Annotated in this window: 26 protein-coding genes; 16 read left to right on the plus strand and 10 right to left on the minus strand. The window is 68.0% G+C overall.

The window, feature by feature from the left end; genetic code table 11:
- Positions 1 to 54: 54 nt before the first annotated feature.
- Positions 55 to 519, plus strand: a complete 465-nt coding sequence (locus tag ACFY2B_RS42645) for a Pycsar system effector family protein (protein ID WP_390768460.1) — start codon at positions 55 to 57, stop codon at positions 517 to 519.
- A 123-nt stretch (positions 520 to 642) separates the two neighbouring features.
- Positions 643 to 1,155, plus strand: coding sequence for a hypothetical protein (locus ACFY2B_RS42650; protein WP_390768461.1), 513 nt, complete (start codon positions 643 to 645; stop codon positions 1,153 to 1,155).
- A gap of 173 nt (positions 1,156 to 1,328) precedes the next feature.
- Here ACFY2B_RS42650 and ACFY2B_RS42655 read toward each other — a convergent pair whose 3' ends face one another.
- Both ACFY2B_RS42655 and ACFY2B_RS42660 read right to left on the minus strand, forming a co-directional pair.
- Positions 1,329 to 2,408, minus strand: coding sequence for a ParB/RepB/Spo0J family partition protein (locus ACFY2B_RS42655; RefSeq protein ID WP_390768462.1), 1,080 nt, complete (start codon positions 2,406 to 2,408; stop codon positions 1,329 to 1,331).
- Positions 2,405 to 3,553, minus strand: a complete 1,149-nt coding sequence (locus ACFY2B_RS42660) for a ParA family protein (RefSeq protein WP_390768463.1) — start codon at positions 3,551 to 3,553, stop codon at positions 2,405 to 2,407. The genes ACFY2B_RS42655 and ACFY2B_RS42660 overlap by 4 nt, the downstream gene beginning before the upstream one ends.
- Positions 3,554 to 3,818: 265 nt before the next feature.
- On the opposite strand from ACFY2B_RS42660, the gene ACFY2B_RS42665 reads away from it, so the two are divergent.
- From ACFY2B_RS42665 to ACFY2B_RS42675, 3 genes are all read left to right on the plus strand, one after another.
- A complete protein-coding gene (locus ACFY2B_RS42665; protein ID WP_390768464.1) occupies positions 3,819 to 4,265 on the plus strand; it encodes a protein kilB in 447 nt (148 codons plus the stop codon).
- Between the two features lie 138 nt (positions 4,266 to 4,403).
- Positions 4,404 to 4,613, plus strand: coding sequence for a hypothetical protein (locus ACFY2B_RS42670; protein ID WP_390768465.1), 210 nt, complete (start codon positions 4,404 to 4,406; stop codon positions 4,611 to 4,613).
- A gap of 145 nt (positions 4,614 to 4,758) precedes the next feature.
- Positions 4,759 to 4,968: a hypothetical protein gene (locus ACFY2B_RS42675; protein WP_390768466.1), complete on the plus strand. Its 210-nt coding sequence runs from the start codon at positions 4,759 to 4,761 to the stop codon at positions 4,966 to 4,968.
- A 30-nt stretch (positions 4,969 to 4,998) separates the two neighbouring features.
- On the opposite strand, the gene ACFY2B_RS42680 is transcribed toward ACFY2B_RS42675, so the two are convergent.
- The 3 genes from ACFY2B_RS42680 to ACFY2B_RS42690 all read right to left on the minus strand — a co-directional run bounded on the left by ACFY2B_RS42680 (position 4,999) and on the right by ACFY2B_RS42690 (position 6,527).
- Positions 4,999 to 5,334 carry a hypothetical protein gene (locus ACFY2B_RS42680; RefSeq protein ID WP_390768467.1) on the minus strand — a complete coding sequence of 112 codons (336 nt, stop codon included), beginning with the start codon at positions 5,332 to 5,334 and terminating at the stop codon, positions 4,999 to 5,001.
- Between the two features lie 360 nt (positions 5,335 to 5,694).
- Complete coding sequence (locus ACFY2B_RS42685) at positions 5,695 to 6,081, minus strand: hypothetical protein (protein WP_390768468.1); 387 nt, start codon at positions 6,079 to 6,081, stop codon at positions 5,695 to 5,697.
- Between the two features lie 131 nt (positions 6,082 to 6,212).
- Positions 6,213 to 6,527 carry a hypothetical protein gene (locus ACFY2B_RS42690; RefSeq protein WP_390768469.1) on the minus strand — a complete coding sequence of 105 codons (315 nt, stop codon included), beginning with the start codon at positions 6,525 to 6,527 and terminating at the stop codon, positions 6,213 to 6,215.
- Positions 6,528 to 7,080: 553 nt separating this feature from the next.
- On the opposite strand from ACFY2B_RS42690, the gene ACFY2B_RS42695 reads away from it, so the two are divergent.
- On the plus strand, positions 7,081 to 7,269 hold the full coding sequence (locus tag ACFY2B_RS42695) for a hypothetical protein (protein WP_390768470.1): 189 nt from the start codon (positions 7,081 to 7,083) through the stop codon (positions 7,267 to 7,269).
- A gap of 96 nt (positions 7,270 to 7,365) precedes the next feature.
- On the opposite strand, the gene ACFY2B_RS42700 is transcribed toward ACFY2B_RS42695, so the two are convergent.
- From ACFY2B_RS42700 to ACFY2B_RS42715, 4 genes are all read right to left on the minus strand, one after another.
- Positions 7,366 to 8,067 carry a hypothetical protein gene (locus ACFY2B_RS42700; protein ID WP_390768471.1) on the minus strand — a complete coding sequence of 234 codons (702 nt, stop codon included), beginning with the start codon at positions 8,065 to 8,067 and terminating at the stop codon, positions 7,366 to 7,368.
- Positions 8,064 to 8,654, minus strand: coding sequence for an RNA polymerase sigma factor (locus ACFY2B_RS42705; RefSeq protein ID WP_390768472.1), 591 nt, complete (start codon positions 8,652 to 8,654; stop codon positions 8,064 to 8,066). The genes ACFY2B_RS42700 and ACFY2B_RS42705 overlap by 4 nt, the downstream gene beginning before the upstream one ends.
- 222 nt (positions 8,655 to 8,876) lie before the next feature.
- Positions 8,877 to 9,008: a hypothetical protein gene (locus ACFY2B_RS42710; protein ID WP_390768473.1), complete on the minus strand. Its 132-nt coding sequence runs from the start codon at positions 9,006 to 9,008 to the stop codon at positions 8,877 to 8,879.
- A 13-nt stretch (positions 9,009 to 9,021) separates the two neighbouring features.
- Positions 9,022 to 9,492: a tetratricopeptide repeat protein gene (locus tag ACFY2B_RS42715; protein ID WP_390768474.1), complete on the minus strand. Its 471-nt coding sequence runs from the start codon at positions 9,490 to 9,492 to the stop codon at positions 9,022 to 9,024.
- 133 nt (positions 9,493 to 9,625) lie between these two features.
- Here ACFY2B_RS42715 and ACFY2B_RS42720 point away from each other — a divergent pair, with 133 nt between their 5' ends.
- The 10 genes from ACFY2B_RS42720 (at position 9,626) to ACFY2B_RS42765 (ending at position 14,850) form a co-directional block, all read left to right on the plus strand.
- Positions 9,626 to 9,904, plus strand: a complete 279-nt coding sequence (locus ACFY2B_RS42720) for a hypothetical protein (protein ID WP_390768475.1) — start codon at positions 9,626 to 9,628, stop codon at positions 9,902 to 9,904.
- Positions 9,861 to 10,406, plus strand: coding sequence for a DUF6879 family protein (locus ACFY2B_RS42725; RefSeq protein WP_390768476.1), 546 nt, complete (start codon positions 9,861 to 9,863; stop codon positions 10,404 to 10,406). Before ACFY2B_RS42720 ends, ACFY2B_RS42725 begins: the two co-directional genes overlap by 44 nt.
- Positions 10,407 to 10,434: 28 nt before the next feature.
- Positions 10,435 to 11,283: a DUF5753 domain-containing protein gene (locus tag ACFY2B_RS42730; RefSeq protein WP_390768477.1), complete on the plus strand. Its 849-nt coding sequence runs from the start codon at positions 10,435 to 10,437 to the stop codon at positions 11,281 to 11,283.
- 96 nt (positions 11,284 to 11,379) lie between these two features.
- Entirely contained in the window at positions 11,380 to 11,562 is a 183-nt protein-coding gene (locus ACFY2B_RS42735) for a hypothetical protein (RefSeq protein ID WP_390768478.1), read from the plus strand.
- Positions 11,563 to 11,606: 44 nt separating this feature from the next.
- Positions 11,607 to 12,017, plus strand: coding sequence for a DUF6415 family natural product biosynthesis protein (locus tag ACFY2B_RS42740; protein WP_390768479.1), 411 nt, complete (start codon positions 11,607 to 11,609; stop codon positions 12,015 to 12,017).
- A 181-nt stretch (positions 12,018 to 12,198) separates the two neighbouring features.
- On the plus strand, positions 12,199 to 12,468 hold the full coding sequence (locus ACFY2B_RS42745; RefSeq protein WP_390768480.1) for a hypothetical protein: 270 nt from the start codon (positions 12,199 to 12,201) through the stop codon (positions 12,466 to 12,468).
- A complete protein-coding gene (locus ACFY2B_RS42750; RefSeq protein ID WP_390768481.1) occupies positions 12,465 to 13,136 on the plus strand; it encodes a restriction endonuclease in 672 nt (223 codons plus the stop codon). The genes ACFY2B_RS42745 and ACFY2B_RS42750 overlap by 4 nt, the downstream gene beginning before the upstream one ends.
- A 119-nt stretch (positions 13,137 to 13,255) precedes the next feature.
- Positions 13,256 to 13,867 carry a 2'-5' RNA ligase family protein gene (locus ACFY2B_RS42755; RefSeq protein WP_390768482.1) on the plus strand — a complete coding sequence of 204 codons (612 nt, stop codon included), beginning with the start codon at positions 13,256 to 13,258 and terminating at the stop codon, positions 13,865 to 13,867.
- The gene (locus ACFY2B_RS42760; RefSeq protein ID WP_390768483.1) at positions 13,864 to 14,166 is read left to right on the plus strand and encodes a hypothetical protein; all 303 of its coding nucleotides are present in this window, start codon (positions 13,864 to 13,866) and stop codon (positions 14,164 to 14,166) included. The genes ACFY2B_RS42755 and ACFY2B_RS42760 overlap by 4 nt, the downstream gene beginning before the upstream one ends.
- A gap of 279 nt (positions 14,167 to 14,445) precedes the next feature.
- On the plus strand, positions 14,446 to 14,850 hold the full coding sequence (locus ACFY2B_RS42765; protein WP_390768484.1) for a hypothetical protein: 405 nt from the start codon (positions 14,446 to 14,448) through the stop codon (positions 14,848 to 14,850).
- Between the two features lie 126 nt (positions 14,851 to 14,976).
- Here the strand turns inward: ACFY2B_RS42765 and ACFY2B_RS42770 are convergent, their stop codons facing one another.
- Complete coding sequence (locus ACFY2B_RS42770; RefSeq protein ID WP_390768485.1) at positions 14,977 to 17,427, minus strand: Helicase associated domain protein; 2,451 nt, start codon at positions 17,425 to 17,427, stop codon at positions 14,977 to 14,979.
- Between the last annotated feature and the right edge of the window lie 583 nt (positions 17,428 to 18,010).

Here is an 18,010-nt window from a genome sequence, read left to right on the forward strand (position 1 = left end):
GCAGCACCATGCGGGCCGCCCCTCAGCCACGTCACGACAGGAGAACCCCCGCACATGACACCCCTCACGGCCCCGCCTTCGACCGTAGACAAGAACCTGGACACCGCTTGCGCCGCGGTCGCCGGCGAGATCTCACGCACGGACGGCAAGGCATCTCTACTGCTCGCCTTCAACGGCGCCGCGGTTGCCGGTCTCGCATCCGTCGCCGGCAAGGACCTGCCACCGGTGACCAAGGTCTTCGGCGCGCTCGCCTTGCTCGCCCTGGGCGCGGCCGCCGTCCTGCTGCTCCTGGTCGTCCGGCCCCGCCAGTGTGGCGACGACCGGGCGTCCTGGCCGTACTGGGCGCGCTTGGACGAGGACGAGATCCGGGCCTGCATGGACGGCGACACCCGAGCCGCCGTCATCCGGGTCCTGTCCATCCTCGCCGTGCGGAAGTTCACCCAGCTGCGGCGCGCGGTCGATCTGTCGCTCGCCGCCCTGGCCCTCCTCGCCCTGGCCGCCGGTGGCCTCGCGCTGTGACGGCGGCCGCGGTGAGGATCACGGCCGGCTCCGCCTGGTCGACGTCGTCGGCGCTGAGTTCGTCCTCGACCTGCGTCCCCGCCTCCTGACACGAAGGGAAAGCCATTGAGGTCATTCAGGAACGTGGTCGCCTTTACGGTGGGCGCCCTGCTGTTCTACGCCGACGCGGTAGCCGCCTTCGTGCTGGCGCTGCTGTGCGGCGTTGTCGGCTTGCATGTCATGCCGTGGTGGGCAGCTGCTGTGCCCGCGGTCGCCGTCGGGGCGGCGGCATGGTGCGTGGGCCGGGCCGTTCCTCGCTCCCGGCTACGGCTGGAGGAGTGGGCGCTACGGGCCGACCACTGGATCAGTCCGCCCGCGCCGCAGCGTTCCGACGCAGAGGCCAAACCCGTCGAACTCCTCGTGCCGGAGAGCACGGCCACGCCCCGCAGCATGACGCCAGCGCGGGCCTCGCGGTCGACAGAGCCCCGCCCGCTGAAGCCATACGAGCTGGCGGGCTGGGAGTGCTGGCGGTGCGGTCAGCCCGCGGTCGCAGGTACCCACGCGTGGGAGGACCGCGGGCCCTGCCAATTGCTCAGCAACCACACGCTCAGGTGCTCCAACGGGCACCGCTGGACAAACAGCACAGACGGCGGCTGAGCCGTTCGGTCACGTCACTTCCGGGGCGGCCCAAGCCAGCCCACCCGGCACTGGCCGGTATGACACAGCCCGCACCCCGCCAGGGTGCGGGCGACCCGGCTGAGCACGACGAAGGCCCGTACTCCTCGCGACGTCGCGAGGAGTACGGGCCTTCTTTGCGTTTCAGGCCAGTGTCAGACGGGCTGCTGCTCCTGCTGGGCGAGCTCCTGGAGCAGTGCGCTGTACGCGTCGGGGTGCTGTTCTCGCAGGATCCTCAGCCACACGCGGGCTCCGTCCTCGAACACCATCGGCTTCATCTTTAGGTGCAGGTGGGTGACTACAGAGAAGGCATCGTCGTACGGCAGTCGGCGGGGCTGCCCGTCAGCCTCGCCCTGCACGGACACCTCGGGGTCCTGGGCCCTCGGGGTATTAACGGCGTTAACGGTTGGGTCCGCCGTGACGCCCGGCGCCGACGCGTCTTCGGGGGTATTAACGCCGTTAACGGTTGAGGCGTCGCTGACGTCTTCCGCCGCAGGCTCGCGACGCTGGCGCGGGGCCTTGGCGGCCTCGATGACCTTCTTCGCCTCGGCCGCCTGCTTCTCCTTGGGGAGCCGGCCGATTCGGCGAGCGGGTTCTACCTTCAACTCGCCCGTCTCTACCCGTTCCTGGAGCCCGGGTGTGAGTTCCAGGAGTGCCAGGCGCTGAGACACCCATGCTGGGGTCTTGCCCAGCCTTCTGGCTACCTGGCCCTGCGACCCGTGGATCTGCACCAGTTCTTGGATGGCCTTCGCCTGGTCCATGGGAGGGAGGTCCACGCGGTGGATGTTGGCGATCAGCGCAGACTCCACGATGTCCGCGGCTGTTGCGGCGAGATCGTCGTTGACATCGATCCGCAGTTCGGCCAGGTCAGCGAGTTCGGCGGCGGCCAAGCGCCGATTGCCGTCAATGACGACGTACTCGGTTTCGTCGCCGAGTTTGCTTTCCTGTCCGGGGTGTGCGCCAAGGAAGACCGCACGTCGCACCACTGTGACGGGCTGGATCTGCCCCTTGGCGCGCAGCGAATCTGCAGTCTCTTCGATCTCGGTGAGTTCGTCGCGAGGATTGAAGGGGTTCCCGGCCAGCAGTCTGAGCTCGACCTTTGCGGGGGGCCGCTTGCCTTCGCCGTTCATGATCTGCTGCCGGGTCCGAATCCGGCGCGGTGCTGCCTTCTTCTCGCCGTCTCCCTCCTCACCCATGTTGAACCCGCGGGTGATCCGCTCCTGAGGGGGCGTCATACGGCAATCTCCTTCGCCAGGTCGCGCATCACCTGCGCGTGCTCACTCTCAGGGGCGTACTCCAGCAGCGGGATCTCACCATCGGCAGCCTCGCGGCCGTCCTTCAGGTCACCGATCACGGCGAGGACTGGCGGGGAACTGCTCTTCTCCCACTCGTCCTTGTTCTGCTGGACGAGCTTGCCGCGTCGGCTGTCGTACGCATTGATGATCAGCCCCAGGTAGTCGACCTGGATCCGGCCCTTCGTGCACAGGTCGTCCATCTGACGGCTGAGGAGCCGAAACGCCCGGTGGGATGCCTTGTTCGCCCAGACCGGCGTGAGCACCCCGGACCTGTCGGCGAGTTCGCCCTCACGACGCCTCACGTAGTACAGCGCGGTGTCCATGTTCAGACCGAGGCTGGGCGGGCCGTCGACGATGATGACGTCGTAGTCCTCCTCCAGAGGCTCCAGGGCGCGCTCAAGCGCGGCCTCGCTGAAGCTGACCTTGGACAGGATGACGTCGCGCAAGAACGCGTCGTCCGACGCGGGGAGCAGATGCAGCCGTTCCCCGAACCGCTCCTGGTCCAAGGCGACCAGGAGGTCGTGGATGTCGCCCTTGGCCGTGCCGTCCATGTGCATCATCAGCGTCTCGACGTCGTCCTCGTACATGACGTCCTCGAAGCCGAGCTCAGCGGTCAGGTGCCCCTGCGGGTCGTAGTCGACGATCAGCACACGATGGCCGGCCTCCGCCAGCGCCTGGGCGATCCCAGACGAGAGAAACGTCTTGCCGACGCCGCCCTTCTGATTGGCCACTATGATCCGCACCACCGGCTGGGACACCAGCGGAGCGGAAGGCGATGGGTGGTTGCTGAGCCACATGGTCAGCGCCTGCGCCAACCCCTGCACGTAGGTGACCCCTCGGCTCGAACACATTCCCTTGAACTTGTCGGGTTCGCCGACGGGGAGGAACGTGCCCCAGGTCTTCGCGCCGTCGGTCTTCGCCTCGGGGAGGCCATCGGCTTCGTACCAGGCTTTGATGGCGTGTTCAGCCGCGTCCTGGATGTCCATTCCGTGCTCGAAAGCACGGATCTTCAGATGCCTGCGCAACTCGGGGGTGAGGGAGGTGATTAGTTTCTCTCGCTCCCCCCTCGGGCTAGGGATGCTCATGTGACCGAACATTACTAGGTGCTCCGGCGAGGCCAAGAGGTTCAGCGTCGTGCCTCACCCGCCAAGCGGAACTCGACGCGCTCGGCCAACTGGTCTTGGCAGTGAACGTCTCGCCGTGGCTGCGTCCAGACGCAGCCACCGTCCCCGATCCCTCTCCCACCTTTGCATCACGGATCCGATGGTGCCGCCCCCTTGCGCGAATGTACGCGTGTGCGTACAGTCTCTCTTGTACGCAGATGCGTACACCATTGAGGGGGGGGACGCCGTGATCGCCACCATCATCGCCATCGTCGGGACGCTCGCCGGGGCCGCGCTGTCCGCCTTGGTCCAGGGGCGGCAGCAGCGGACCGCGCTTGTTGGTACGGAGACCGTCGCGCGGCGGCAGGCGGCCGTGGACGCCGTGGCAGACCTGGTCGCGGCCGTCAGCGCCCACCGGTCGGCGATGTGGCACCGCGAGTCACTGCGGCTGGCTGGTCAGGACTGGACAGAGGCCAGGACCGCCAGCCACGCGAGCCGCGCCGCGATCACTGCCCCCGCTGTCCGTCTCGCCGTGCTGCTCCCGGCTCTCCGCCCGGCCGCCGACGCCGCCGCCCACGCTTCCTATGCGCTGCGCGGTGCTGACACCACCACCGTTCTGGATGCCGCGCGGGAGGCATCCCTGGCGGCCGACCAGCACCTCGTCGCCGAGGCCGGCCGTCTGCTTGGCATCTGACCCCGCCACCATCCCGAGAGAGGACCACACCATGACCATCCAGACGCTCCCGGAACTTGCCGCCGAGGCAGCCAAGGCCGCGTACGCCGCTGCCACCCACGCCCTGGTCGCCGCCCACGGAGTCGCGCAGGACGCGTCGTGAGCGCCCAGGATGCCGCCGCCGAGGCAGCCCGGCTCCTCGCCCAGATCCGGCAGCTCACCGCCCGCGCTGACGAACTGCTCGTGCAGCTGCGCGACTCGGGTATGAGCTGGGGTGACCTCGCAGCCCTGATTGACCCGGCCAGCCCGCCCGCCCGATCGAGCGCCCAGCGGCGCATTGAGTCTGCCCGCCGCCGTCTGACGAACTGACCACCGCCAACCCTGGGCCCGCGCCGACCGGTGCGGGCCTCAGTCGTGCCTGTACGCCGACGAGCACCAGGACCACGACGACGGCCAGGACCACGACCAGCTGCACGCGGCACACTTCTTGCACTTGGGGCGGCATACTCCGGGCATGAGCACCACGCGCCGCCGGCTCGGCACCGGCCCGACCACGTCCAGGACCACGCCGACGACCGAGCTGAGCCTGCGTCTCCTGCCCGCCGAACGGGCCGAGCCGGACGCGCTCCTGGACGAAGCCGAGCGCCGCGGCCTCGGCGGCCGGAAAGGCCGGCGGACCCTCGGGCCGGGCGGCGGCGGTCCGCTGGAGTCTCGAAGCGGATAAGTGGTCGGGTTCCCCCGGGCGACCCGACCACTAACGATTGGTGGGTGCTGCTTCTGTGGTGGGCAGAGCGTGCTGGAGTCGGTCGAGTCGTCCGTACAGTGCGCGCAGGAGGCGGGCCTTGCTCTGCACGCCTTCCAGGTCCCGTGAGGGCTTGGCCAGGGTGGCGGTTTCAGCGAGGACGGTCTCCGCGAAGAGGCGGCGGCCGTCGGTTTCGGGCAGTGTGCCGGCGCGCTGGCGTACGTCGTTGGCGATCGCGCGGGCGGCTCCGGTGAGCAGGAGGCCGATCTGCTCAATTGAGTGGAGAACTTCTACGCCCGTGTGGGGCGTTTTTGGCCTGCGGGCCGACGTGACCCCTGCACTGCACATCCTGCCGACACCGCAGGAGGCGAGAGCCCTCGCTGCCCCGTACAGGGGATTTGCCCGGCCAGGGCTGCCGGGAGTGCCGGAGCAGTGGATGCACTGCACCCTCCTGCACGCCGCCACCGCAGGCCAGCTCCGCGAGGTCGTCGAACGGCTTGTCACGGCTGGCAATGGAGCGAGGGTGATCCGGAGATCCTGATCGTGTGCGATGCGCTCATCGGCTGCCCGGCCTGACGGTGCAGGCTCTCGGCCGGCCCCGCTCGTACCGGGTCGTGCGACGTCCGACACCGTCTCGGGACTACGACCTCAAGGGCGGCCGGCCGAGCATGGTGGCGAGTTCATCTTTGACGACCACGCCACTTGGGGTTAGGAGCGGTTTCGGTCGTCGCTGGCGAAGAAGAAGCCGAAGGCGGCGCTTGTGAGTGCTACGACCGGGGTGAACACGAGGCTCAGTTCGCGATAGGCGTCGGTGCCGAAGTGGGTCCAGTGGGTGAGGACGAGGCCGATCGTCGGGAGCAGGGCCATGGCCGCGACGAGCCACAGCATGCCGACCGCGAGTGTTCGGCGGGTCTCGTCGAGGATCTTCTTCGGCCTGCCTTCGTGGACGGCCTCGCTGGAGCCGGGCTGCTCGTCCTCGACGAACTCGCCCCGGCTCTCGGCCGGTACCCCGGTGGAGGGAGGGCGTGCGGGGGGAGTCCTGAGTATGAAGAAGGTCTCGGTGGAGGGCGTTTCATCCTCCGATAACGGGGCCAAGGGTTACTCGTTCTCCTTGTGGCTGGAGGTCACCGGGATGGGCGGTCCGACTTGCAGGAAGCTGTTGTCCGTCGAAGGGATCTCGTCTTCCCATAGGTCTGGGGACGGGGGCGGCGTGGTATCGGCCCCGGTCACTCGTGTTCGCCCTGCCGGCACTGGCAGATCTCTACCGGCCGTTCCTGGCTGAGTCCGCAGGTGACTGCGTGGACGGGGGCGGGGAGGTCCTCGTAGAACTCGCCGTGTGTCAGCTGATCGCTCCTCACAAGGGTGCCGGTGGTACTTCGGCCGGCCAACTCCGTTCCGTGGGAGGTTCGTTCGGGCACTCGGGTGAGCGCTAACTCGTTGTGCCATTCCTGGAAGGGTGTGACGTACAGCAAGGTTCCGTAGTGAATCACCTCGCGCGTTTTCCGATCATTCGCCATCGGGGTGCCCCCTCCGTTGGTCACTGCGCGACAGTGCTGGCTGTTGATCTCAGAGACACCCAAGCGGTGCTTGGGCGACACCTTACCACACCCTGTGTGTGTTTTTTCTGCACTCGATGTTGATGTCTGCCGCATCTGGTGCACATGGAAAGTGTATCTGAGGCGCACTGGATGCTGATTTACTTGACATGTGGGGCGACTCGCGGCACCATATCCTGTAACCGAGCGCCATCCGGCTCGCTTGAGGGAGAGAGAATGATGGGTCATGTCCGTGCCTGAACCTCCGCTTCACTAGCCGGTTGGAGCTAACGCTGGCTTGCGCCGCGTCTCTGTTGGGGGGACACGCGTGAACGGGGCACGTTGGTTGCTTCGGGCTTATGTGCAAGCCACGTTGACTTATTCACAAGAGCCGTTCGGGAGCCTCCGCTGGATCGTTGCGGACTGTGAGCCCGGACGTTGTCGTGTCTAGGTCTGCATGAGCGACACTTCTATTTCAAGGAGCCTTGGCATGCCCGAGAACTCGACAGATACACCTGCGGCGGGGACCGCGGCCGAATCAGCGGTAACCCGGCTCAGCGTGAACATCAACGAAGACACGGCCAAGAAGCTCCGCTGGTACAAGGAACACAAGGGCATCTCGATCACGGAGACGGTCCGGCGAGCGGTCGCACTCCTGGAACTGGTGGAGCGAGAGACAGCGAGCGGCAACGAAGTTCTGCTGAAGTCACGAGACGGCAAGTCGGTACGGCAACTCTGGCTGGTTTGATGGGCGCCATAGCCTGCTGGACTTGGCGTCGGCGCCAAGCAGCGGCAGCCTCCCGGCGACGGTCACCTAACGCAGCTTCGGGGGGCTGCCCGGCCGTCATCTGAGGCTCCTTTCTTGTCTGCCCACATTCGCAGGCAGGCCCGGGCCGGGAAGCGCGATGACACCGAAGTCCTCGTGGCTGACTTGCTCGATGTGTTCGTGCAGCTCGTTGCTGAGGCTGGCTGAAAGGCCGGCCTGAGGCGGCCAGAGACTGTCTTGGGCCTGGACGAAGTCCGCGCCGCCCAGCCTTTCGTAGCAGTGGACCGCTTCCTCTGTCCGGTTGAGCAGAAGACCGTCCAGGAACAGGCAGTAGGCAGCCGTCGTACTGCCAGCCCCTGCCGCGAAATGCCACCAGAAGCGGGCACTCCTCACCTTCCCGCATAGCTGGAGCAGGCAGGCAAAGACCAGGGCGCCCTGGCTCTCACCTGGTGTCTCCACGAACGACTTCAGATGCTCTGCAGCGTCTGGCCGCTGGATGATCAGCTCGCACAGAGCGACCAGGTCGTCGGCTGCCCGGTCATGGGCGGCCTGCGGCAGCCCGGCGGTGACATCGTCTTCGTCCTGTAGCAGAAGCGCGGTGCACTCGGGGGACGCCGGCACCAGCCAACTGTGGACCTGGATGTTCCGGGCGACTTCTCGCTGGAGTACAGCCGCGCTGATCAACAGGCGCAACTGCCGTTCGTCCTCTTCCATCTGATCGGGGGTATACGGCGGGATATCGATGGGCAACTCCCGCAAGACATCCACAAAGGACATCACGGTGCCTTCCTTGGAGCTGGAACGCTCCAGTCGTCCTGAAGCTGGAGCGCACGGGCAAGTTGGCGGGTGGCATGCTGCAGATGCGTACGGATGGTAGAAGCGCTGATCCCGGTGATATCCGCGATTTCCACCGCGGTGTACCCCAGCACGTGGCGCAGCCAGAAGCAGGTCCGCTGCCGCTCCGGGAGCCCGGCCAATGCCCGGTACACGTCAATACGGGTGAGTACAGCGTCAATTGGATCACTGTTCACCGACCACAGAACCGACGTAACGGGAAGGAACGCGGTGTCCACCGGAGTAGGCCGGCGGTCGCGCCGCCGCAAGACGTCGACGATGTGGTCGTGCAGCATCTTCCACGCGAAGGCCGCGAGATTGTCGCTTCGCAACGCTTCCTGCCAGCGGAGGTGCAGTTTCACGAAAAAGTCGTTCACTGCCTCCCGCGCCTCGGTCTGCGAGGCAAGCTTGCTGTAGGCGTAGCGGTAGTAGGGCTCCCGCTGCTGACGTGTGAATGCCTCGTAAGGTACTTCAAGCTGGAGCGGCAGTCCTGCCCTCAGCTGCTGAGTCGCGGTAGCGACAGACGCGTCCAACGGCACTCCTCGCGCGGGTACACCTCACGCGATGGAGCTGCGTGGGATGGAGAGTCGGCGACCCTCACCTCTGAAGCCGCACGAATCACTTCAAACGTCTAGGGAAAAGCCGAAAAAAATTTACGCAAGGCTACAACATGATCACTTTATGTAACTGGAGGGTAGTCTTCCCAGGCCAATACAAGCCAGCACTCCGATCAAGGTCAGTTCAACTGGTCGACGTCAACGTCGGCCGCTCTCCTCCTCCCCGTACCGCTGGGCCCGTTCGGTGCCGCGGGGGAGCAGGAGGGCGGTCCGGGCCAGTCCCGCGAGGGCCTGGGCCGTACCCAGGGGGAAGTCGATGCTCCGGGCCACGTCGAGGGCCCGGTCATAGGTCTTGAAGGCGATGTCGAGCCGCCCTGACTCGCGTTGGACGTCCGCCGTACCGATCAACGCCTTTCTCGTACGGGTTGTCGATGCTGATCGCCACCTGCTCCGCCATGGTGAGGTGCAGCAGCGCTTCGCCCCGGCGGCCGGTTGCGGCGTGTGCCCGTCCCATGCTGATCAGGACGTCGGCCTCGCCCGGGACGTCGCCCCCGGTCCGGTGGGCGGCCAGGGCCCTGCGGTAACAGGCCAGCGCGCGGTCCGTCTGCCCCGTCGCCTGGTGGACCGCGCCCAGGTTGGTCAGGAGGATTCCCAACTCCTGTCGCCCGCCGTGCTTTCTCATGAGGACGAGGCTGCGTTCGTAGCAGTCGCGGGCCTCGTCGAAGCGTCCCTGTAACGCGTGCAGTTCGCCGCGGTTGTTCAGTGCCTTGGCGAATCCGTAGGGGTCGGGCAGCGTTTCGTAGATGTCCTGCATGAGCTGCACCGGTGCGGGGCTTCGCGCTTGCCTCACGCCAGGGTGGCAGTTCGCGCCCTTGACCGCCGACACGGGAGCGCGGGACGGTCATTGTGCGCAACTATCCGCAACCCGCTCGACAGGGGAGACCGTCATGGCACTACGGTTCGTCGGGATCGACCCCAACACCGGCGGCGAGGGATCGCCCACGGTGTGGGTGGAGGAGGAGAGCGCGGACCTGGTCGTCCAGGGCGAGGAAGCCGACGAACTCCTGCGTGCCCTGGTCCGCTCCACCGAGTGGGTGGCCGGCCACAAGACGGGGATCCCCGCGCACGAGCGGGTGATCCGGATTCCGGCCCGCATGGTGCCGATTCTGAGGGAGGCGTGCGATGCCGCTGAACGTGCTGCAGCTGGACACCGCGACGTTCGCTGAGCTGCTCGCCGACACCCAGCACACGGCGGTCCACCTGGAAATGCGCGACCTGTACGCGGTCGGCGACGAGACGGACGACTTCGAGGTCTTCCTGCGCACCGGCGTCCCGAACCTCGATCCGGCCCGCTTGTTCTGGCCGCAGTGGATGCCGCTCGTTCAGGACGCGGTCGCCCGCGGTGTGGTCATGCGCCGCGCGCGGATCGTCTCCGAGCCGGTCACCGACTACATCCGCTACGAGCACGCCATCACCCCACTCAACCTCCAGGCCGGGGAGGACGTGCGCTGGCTGCCCCGCCGCCGCGCCTCCGACATCGCGCTGCCCGGCAACGACTTCTGGCTCCTGGACGAACAACTCGTGCAGTTCCACCACTTCACCGGCACCGGCGACTGGGCGAAGGACGGCAGGCAACGCACCACCGACCCGGCCGCCGTCGCGCTGTGCGCCGCCGCGTTCGAGGCGGTGTGGCAGCGGGCGGTCCCGCACGCCGCGTACACCGTCTGACCCGAGAACCAGGACGACCCCGCACGCCATGCCCGCCTCCCCGTCCTCCAGTGCGCAGGAAGCCCGTGAAGCCCTCGCCGCCCGCCTCGCCCACCTGATCCGCGATGCCGGGATCAACGGGCGCGTCCTGTCGGCCCGCTGCCGCTGGCATCCGGCGAAGACCTCCCGCATCCTGCGTGCCAAGGCCGCCCCCACCGACGCGGACATCCGCGCCTGGTGCGGGGCCTGCGGAGCCGACAACCAGGCCGACGACCTCGTTGCCACCAACCAGGCCGTCGACTCGATGTACCTGGAGTGGCGCCGCCAGCACCGCGCCGGGATGCGCCGCGCCCAGGAAGACGTCCTCGCCCGCAACGCCGCCGCCCGCACCTGCCGGGCCTACGTCTCCAACGTCATCCCCGGCTTCCTGCAGACCGCCGGCTACGCCGAAGCCCTGATGCGCTCCATCACCGAATTCCAGGGCACCCCCGACGACATCGCCGAAGCCGTTGCCGCCCGCCTGGCCCGTTCCCGCTTCCTCTACGAGGGCGACCACCGCTTCGTCGTCCTGATCGAAGAGGGAGTCCTGCGCACCCGGATCGGCACCACCGCCACGATGGCCGGCCAACTCGCGCACCTGCTCACGGTGATGCCCCTGCCCTCCGTCTCGCTCGGCATCATCCCGTTCGGCGTCCCGCGCACCGTCTGGCCGCTGGAGGCGTTCTACCTCTACGACGACCAGCACACGGTGATCGAGACCCTCACCGCCTCGATCAGCGTGCGGCAGCCCCGCGAGCTTGCCGACTACGCCAAAGCGTTCATGGGCCTGGCACAGATCGCCGCGGTCGGTGACGCCGCCCGCGCCCGCATTCAGGCCGCGATCGACGCCCTCGAATAACCCCGCGCAATTTTCCGCAATCTCGTTGAGTTCCAGACCGCGCCCTCCGTAGCGTCGACGGCACCGACGGACCACCAGCCGGAGAGGCGGGTCCCCATGCGCGCACACACGGACACCACTACTCCGGCCCCGGCGGGCCGCGGCCGCCAGCCACCCGTCTACGGCGTTCCCTCCCCGGCCTTGCTGGCTCGCGCGGACCGCGGCTTCGCCCGGTTCCTCGCCCAGCACACCGAGGACCAGGACGACGGGGCCGACGGCGGCGAGGACACCCAGCGGTGACCGCCGGCCACCCGCGCGAAGACGCCCCAGTAGCGAGGCCCGCCATGAACACCAGCAGCCATACGGTCCTGTACGACCCCACCGGCCTGATCGAGGCGGAACTCCCGCTCGACCGCGAACCGTACGAGTGCCTTGTCAAGGCCGTCCTCGCGTGGACCGGCGAGGACACGCTCGCAACACGCGACTACGAGCAGATTGGCCTCCAGCTGACCGGCCACGCCCGCGCGGTCGCCGCCGACGTCCGGCGCCGCGTGGGCCAGCTGCCCAAGGACAGCGGGCCCCGGGCGCTCGCCGATGTCGTCCTGCGCGAGGCGGAAGGCCGCCTTTCCACGACGCTGGAGGGCACCGTGCGCTGCGTCCAGAACCGCGCCCGGCTCGTCCGCGCTCTCTACGAACGCCTGGATCGGCTGGAGGCCGCGCTCGCCCCGGAGCGGGTTGCACCGAGCGACGGCTGAACGGTCCGGGGCGAGAGTGGCGTAAGCCTGAACTCTGCAGGTCAGATGTCGAACACACCCTTTGATGATCACCCTGTGTGGCGCAGCGCGGGCCCGTTGTCAGTGGGCCCTGTCAGGATGCGTAGTTACGCGAGATTCGCTTCGAGGGGGAGGCTTTTTTATGCCCTGGGTACGGTCGTACGTGCGTGCTGACGGGACACCGGTGCGGGCGCATTCGCGGTGGGCGGCGGGCGCGCGGCGGGAGATGACGGTCTTAGGGTTCATCGTGCTGGCGGTGGTGGGGTTAGGCAACGGGAACATCGTGGCGGGCGGCGGACAGGTTCCGCGGCCGCAGTCGACGATGAAGTATCCGGTCCGGTTCGACACGGCTCCGGCCCCGCGCGTGCAGCCGCGGCCGCGGCCGACGGTGTCCTACCCCATCAAGTTCCCGTCGCCGAAGGACGCGCGGTGACCCGGCGGCGGGGTAAGCGGCAGCGGCAGCGGGACGCGCAACTGCTCGGGCTGCTCCTGGCAGTGGGCACGGGCATCGCGGTGGTGGTGGCGGTGGTGCACTGGCTGCTGGTCCACTGGTGGGTGCTGGTCGTGGTCCTGGTCCTCGCCGTGTTCGCGGGCGCGGGCTGGCTGTACAGGCGTCAGGAGGCGGCGGCTTGGGAGCGGGTGCGGGCACAGGGTCTGCGGTACGGGCTGGCGCAGCTGGACGCGCTGCACCATACCCGGTTCGAGGACGCGGTACGGGAGCTGATGCGCCGTGACGGCTGCCGGGACGCGGTCCGGGTGGGCGGCCGCGGGGACCTGGGCGCGGATGTGAAAGCGACGGACCCGTTCGGGCGCCGCTGGGTGATCCAGTGCAAGCACCGCCGCGACGGCCTGGCCGGCGGCGCGGTGGGCACCCCGGACCTTCGGGTCCTCAACGGCACGGCCCGCCAGGTGCACGGCGCCGACGTCGCGGTGATCGTGACGAACGGCAGGGTGACCACGCCGGCCGTGGCCTTCGCCAAAGCGCAGCGGCTCCACGTGGTCGACCGCCACACCCTGGGGGCATGGGCAGCGGGCTCACGCCCCTTGTGGGAACTCCTCCGGTCCGTCCCGCCGCCACGGAAACCCACAGCCCTGTCCTGACCCCTTCTGGGCACCACCGGTCCCGGGCAGGACCCGGGACCGTTTTCAGGCGGGGGAGTGGCGCCGGACCGGGTGCCGCGGCAAGGATGGGACGCCGGACATCCGACTGGGGGCATTGAGTGGAGAACTTCTACGCCCGTGTGGGGCGTTTTTGGCCTGCGGGCCGACGTGACCTGCACTGGCACATCCTGCCGACACCGCAGGAGGCGAGAGCCCTCGCCGCCCCGTACAAGGGGCTCGCCCGGCCGGGGCTGCCGGGAGTTCCGGAGCAGTGGATGCACTGCACTCTCCTGCACGCCGTCGGCCTGGGCCGAGGGGACGTCGACACGGACGCACTCCTCGCGGATGCCGCCGAGTACGCGCGGACGGTCCGGCCGTTCACCCTGACGTTCGACCGGCCGTCCATCGGTGTCATGGCGGTCGAGATCGGCGGGTGGCCGCGGCAGCCGTTCACCGAGATCGTGGATGCCCTCACCCAGGCGACCGCCCGCACCGGCAGCAGTTTCAAGGCCGCGCCCAGCCGGTACCCCCACGTCTCCGTCGCCTACGCCTCGGACGGAGCCGGGGACATCGAGGCGGTCGCTCTCAAAGCCGCCCTAGCGGACATCGAGGAGCCGCTGACCGCCACCGTGAACGTGGACCGGCTCCACCTCGTCGAGCAGTGGCACGACGGAACGCACATCACGTGGCGGCCGATCGCGGAAGTGCCTCTCGCGGGGGTGCCGGCATGACCGGCACCCCCGGCATCCACCCGGTGCGCGGCGACACAATCCAGCTCATCGCTGACGGAACCCTCATGATTTTCAAAGGGGACGTCATGACCAGGGAAGTCCGGCGCGACGGCAATGGGTTCATCGAGATCACCCTGCCCGCGGATCCACAGCAGCGCCGGAACCTGGAGCGAGCCAAGGGCTATCAGTTCTCCCTGTACCGCGACGGCTTGCAGTTCTACACAACACCTCGATCGCTCAGGGTCGTCGAGATCCGACGGGCGAGTGACGGAGCGCTGGTGGTGACGGGGGCTCCGTGAGGCCCTCAGCCGGAGTAAGCGCCTGCTGATCAGTCCGCTGGGGCGGTGGCTGGCTCGTGTCGGGGATCATCGAGAAACTGATGGATCTCCCGGACCCTGGCGTGATCACCTACCGGGACGATGCCGAGTACAAGACGGCCCATCCCGACGCGGGAGGTCGAGGAGGCGCTCCCGTGCCTGGTCTGCGGCAACCGGTACAAGTCGCTGGGGCCGCACCGACAAGGCCGGGCCGAGCCGACAGCCGGTACTCACGCGACACACCCCCGCATCCTGGCTGAAGTGGAGGGAGAGCGGAGAACCCGGGTTCTGCACCTCGGCGACTACGACGCGAGTGGTGAGCACATGTTCAGCTCGCTCGCCGAGGACGTGATCGCGTTCGCCGAGGCCGCCGGCGTTGAGGTGGAGTTCGAGCGGGTCGCGGTCACCTCCGGGCAGATCGCCACCTACAACCTGCCGACCGCCCCGCCGAAGGCGACCGACCGGCGTTCCTTCTCCGGCACCGCCACCACCCAGGCCGAGGCTCTGCCGCCCGACATCCTGGCCACGATCGTGCGCCAGGCCATCGAGACCCACCGCGACCCCGAAGTCCACCGGCGGGCCCTCGCTCGCGAAGAAGCCGAACGGCGCGCGATCCGTGAGCGCCTGAGCCGGCACCCTGACCCCGGACGGCCACCCGTCGAGTGAACCTCGCGCAAGGCCCCGCGCACCACACCTGTGGTCTTGGTTATGCCACGGGCCCCGGGGGCTGTCCTGACATCCCCGGGGCCCGGCATGAGGGGCGTGCTGTTCAACGACGCCGTGCCCCGGGCGTCACGTGGCCGCCCATTCCAGGCCGAGGCTGGCCAGCTGCTGGAGTTGTTCCGTGCTCAGTTTCGCCCGCCGGGTCTTGGTGTTCGACAGAAACACACCGAGTTTGATCTCACTGCCGTCCGGCAGAACCTCGGTGTGGGCGCGGCTGATAGGCCCTACAGAGCCCGTACGTTCCCGGTACTGCGCCAGAGCCGCACACCCTCGCTCGAACGCCCCAGAACCGCCCCTGGAGCCCTTCCCGGGCGTCCTCTGCTCCGGCAGGAGGGGCCTTACACCAAGGGCGGTCAGACGCTCACGCTGCCCCTGCACCAGCCCCTCCCAGACGACGTGCTGGCGCTGCCTGTGAAGCCACCGCCCCACATCCGCCCCGGATGAGGTCACGCCGGGCACGATGTCGGCCACGTCGGCGCCGAGCGCCAGCAGCCGCGCCACCCCGGCGTACTGGCGCTGCCAGTCCACCGGCCAGTCCGGGCGCCAGTCCGGATCGACCGCGGCCAGCTGCTCCGCCCGCCGGCCCGCTCGCTCCGGGTCCTTGCCGAGACCGCCGTCCTTGCGGCAGTTGGCCAGCCACTGCCCGACCGGCTTGTCCAGCGCGGTCGCCGTGACCGGAGCAGCCAGCGTGCCCGTCTCCGCGTAGTAGGCGCGCGCCGCCGCCAGGTTCTCCTCCCACGCCGCCTCGGACGGCTCCCACACCATCCCCAACTCGTCCAGGTCCGCCGCCCGCTGTGCGGCCATCGTGCCCGCCTGCACACTGCGCCGCTGATCGGCCAGCCACCGCCCCAACGGGAAGGAATGCCCGTCCGACAGCAGTTCCCGGTGCTCATACGGCACCGCCAGATCCCCCGCCCGCTGCCGGTACGCCACCGCGGCCCGGTGCCCCGCCTTCCAGTTGGCGTGCTCCGGCTCCATCAGGTTGTACCGGACAAGCCGGGCGATCAGAGCGGGGTCACGGTGCGTGCCGAACCGCAGCAGCGCCCGCTGCTCCTCCTCACCGTCCTCGGGCTCCTCACCCAGGTACGACGGCTCTGCGGGCGTCCGCTGCATATCCTCCTGAGGGATCGCCAGCATTTCCACGGCCCGCTCATCATGCGCCCGAAGCCCGGAAAGAACCTTGATCAAAGGCCGATACGAAACCGAATACGGCATATCCTCCTCGGTCTCGTCGGGCCTGAGGAAAATAGGCACAATCAGCGTCGCAAGCTTTCCTTCATTCGGTTTCTGCCGCAACGCACGGCCAATTGCCTGAACGATATCGACCGCCGAACCCTTCGGGTCGATCAAGGCCACCGAATCCACCGACGGCACATCCACACCCTCACCCAGAACACGGCAGTTCGAAAGCACCGCCCGCCCGGCACGGCCGCCGAACCGCATAAGCCGGTCCGCCCGCACGTCCGGATCGTGCTCACCCGACAGCCAGTTCGCCCACACCGCCTTCGGGTGCCGCTCCGGGTCCTGCGCGTGCAGGCGCTTCACCGCCCGGCCCAGCCCTTCCGCAAACGCCCGCGCCTCGATGGTGCGGTGGTGGAAGGTGATGCACCGCGTCAGACCGTGCGCGGACATCGTCTCCAGCAGCGCCGCCTGGAGCACCGCCAGCCGCTCCCCCCGCACCGCCTCGTCCTGCCGCTGCTCGCCATACAGCCGCTCCGGCGTCAGGCTCTCGTCCCGCAGCTCCGCCACCACGATCTGATACCGCGCCAGCAACCCCCGCGCGATGGCCTCCGAGAGGTCCAGCTCGAACAGCACCGGCCCGTAAATGGCCTCGTCATCCATCGAACAGGCCAACTCCTCCGGCAGCCGGTCCAGCCCGGCCGGCATCTCCGTGCCGTCCTCCGCCCGGCGCCACCGGCGCGGCTCCCGCTCCATCCAGATCCGCGGAGTCGCCGTCATGTACAGCCGCCGCATCGACGGCAGCAACTCCTGATCGTGCACCGCCGCCCACGACTTGCCCAGAGATCCACTTGTTCTGTGGGCCTCATCCACCAAGATCAGGTCCCACACGTCCATGGGCAAGCCGTACTCGCCCCCGTGCGCGCCGATCAGCACCGGCAAAGACGCGTACGTCGCGTACACCGTCACCGGCCCCCGCCCGTGCCACAACGCCAACTGCGGCGCACTCGTCGTCGACCGCACCCCCAGCGAATACAAACCCGGATCGTCAGAAAGCGAACACACCGCAACCGCAGGGCCCGAATGCCCAAACGCCCGCCACTCTTTGACTGTCTGCGCCAACAGCGCCAGCGTCGGAACCAACACCAAAACGCGCCCCCGCGGCACAAGCCGATTTACCGCCGCCGCGCCGATATAGGTTTTCCCCGTACCGCACGCGCTCACCACGGTTCCGCGTAGTCCCTGTGGTGGAATCTTCTTCCCGGGCGGGATATCGAGGCCCGAAACAATGGCGTCGACCGCTTCAATCTGATGTGGCCGGAGTGGGATCTCTTCCTTCATTCTCTTGCATCTCCTTTCCTGGCGTATGGGGTCGGGATCCGTTCGTGATCCTACCCTCTGCATCACCTGATGAGGCGGGCGGATGGCGTCGGTGCATCAGTTTGGCTGATGTGTGCTCATGTGGGGTGCCGATAGTGTGTGTTGGTGTGCTATGGTCGGTTGCTGGTTGAGGGTGTGTGGCTGGCATGCTGGCCACACTGGGACTCTTCTTCTGGTCAACGGTCCGGTTGATTCCGGGTCAGTTTGCCGTTGGGGTGCCCGCTTTCATCTGAGGGGCTCTCTCTCGGGTGGGGGTCGGTCCTGGTTCGTGATCCTACCCACAGGCAGACGCGATGCAGCCCTTCCTGCTACTGCCCGGCGTAGCCGGTTGGCCGGGAGCGCAGCGGACGGCCAACCAATTCCCGCTTGCGGGAATTGGTTTCCGGATTGAAGCGCAGCGGAAATCCGAATTCCCTTGCGGAGCAAGGGAATTGCTAAACTCGCGGAGCGGGTTTAGCAGAAGGTGCGAAGCACCTTCAACCCCCATGCGAAGCATGGGGGTTCGCTTCCCAGCGCGCAGCGCTGGGGTACCCGCTCCGCGGGG

This window comes from Streptomyces sp. NPDC001270, from assembly GCF_042896695.1.
Taxonomy (GTDB): Bacteria; Actinomycetota; Actinomycetes; order Streptomycetales; family Streptomycetaceae; genus Streptomyces.